Raw genomic sequence first — 1,341 nt, 5'->3', positions numbered from 1 at the left:
CCAGCATCAGCTGCTGCACCGCGATGCGGGCGTACCACTTCTTGTTGGCCGGCACGACGTACCAGGGCGCGATGTCAGTGGCCGTCTTCTCGAACGCCTCCTGGTACGCATCCATGTAGTCGTTCCAGAAGGCGCGCTCCTTGAGGTCGGTGCTGCTGTACTTCCACACCTTGGTTTCGTCATCCAGCCTGGCGAGCAGCCGGTCCTTCTGCTCGTCCCGGCTGATGTTGAGCATGACCTTGACCACCGTGGTCCCGGCTGCCGCCTGCCTTGCCTCGAATTCGTTGATGGCCTTGTAGCGCCGCTCCAGTTCCTCGGGACTTGCCCAGCGGTGGACCCGGTGAATCAGGACGTCCTCGTAATGCGAGCGGTCAAAGACGCCCACCATGCCGGCCCCCGGCACTGCCTTCTCGATCCGCCAGAGGAAATCGTAGGATTTCTCCTCCGGGGTCGGCGCCTTGAAGGACTTGAGCTGGACACCCTGCGGGTCCATCTGGCCCATGACATGGTTGACGATCCCGCCCTTGCCTGCGGTATCCATCGCCTGCAGGACCAGCAGGATGCGCTTGGTGCCGCCGAACCGGGATTCGGCGAAAAGCTGCTCCTGCAGGGTGGTCAGTTTGCCATCGAGCTCTGCCAGGAGCGCCTCGCCGTCGGATTTCCCGCCCGGGTAGCCCGGGGTGGAGTCCGGGTCGCAGTCCTTCAGCTTGAATTTTTTTCCGACCAGCAGCGTCTCGGCGGGGTGCCGCTCGAACATCACAGCATCTGTCATGGAAAGCCTCTTTCCAGTTTCGTGCAGCCGCTTCGCGGGCGAGTCCCCGAGCTCCGCTGCTGACCGAAGCCTAGTTCCCCTTATACCGGCTCAGGAAGTCCGCCATGCGGTTGATTGCTTCCTCGAGGTCCTTGACGTTCGGCAGCGTCACCATCCGGAAGTGGTCCGGCCGGACCCAGTTGAACGCCCTTCCGTGGGACAGCAGGATCTTCTGCTCGCGGAGCAGGTCCAGGACAAATTTCTCGTCGTCGCGGATGTGGTAGACCTCGGGGTCCAGCTTCGGGAACAGATACATGGCCCCGCGCGCCTGCTGCGTGCTGACGCCCGGGATGGCGTTGAGCATGTCATAGGCCTTGTTCCGCTGTTCCAGGAGGCGCCCGCCGGGCAGGATGAGGTCGTTGATGCTCTGGTAGCCGCCGAGGGCGGTCTGGATGGCGTGCTGGGCCGGCACATTGGCGCAGAGGCGCATGTTGGCTAGCAGGTTGATGCCCTCGAGGTAGTCCGCGGCGGCCTTTTTCGGCCCGGAGGTGGCCATCCAGCCGGCCCGGAATCCGCAGACCACGTAGGCC

The 1,341-nt window shown here is 63.8% G+C and carries 1 protein-coding gene and 1 pseudogene; both read right to left on the bottom strand.

All coding sequences use genetic code 11. The annotated features are described in order from the left end of the window. Nucleotides 1–772 (bottom strand): PPK2 family polyphosphate kinase (locus LQV45_RS32990; protein WP_230011878.1); only part of this gene is annotated, 772 nt, incomplete at its 3' end. Between the two features lie 70 nt (nucleotides 773–842). Continuing rightward, a pseudogene (locus tag LQV45_RS32985) lies at nucleotides 843–1,341 on the bottom strand (aminotransferase); the annotation flags it as partial.

The organism is Microbacterium sp. Bi128 (genome assembly GCF_918698205.1).
Note: the sequence above shows the minus strand (reverse complement) of the source record. Positions and strands in the feature narration are given on the sequence as shown.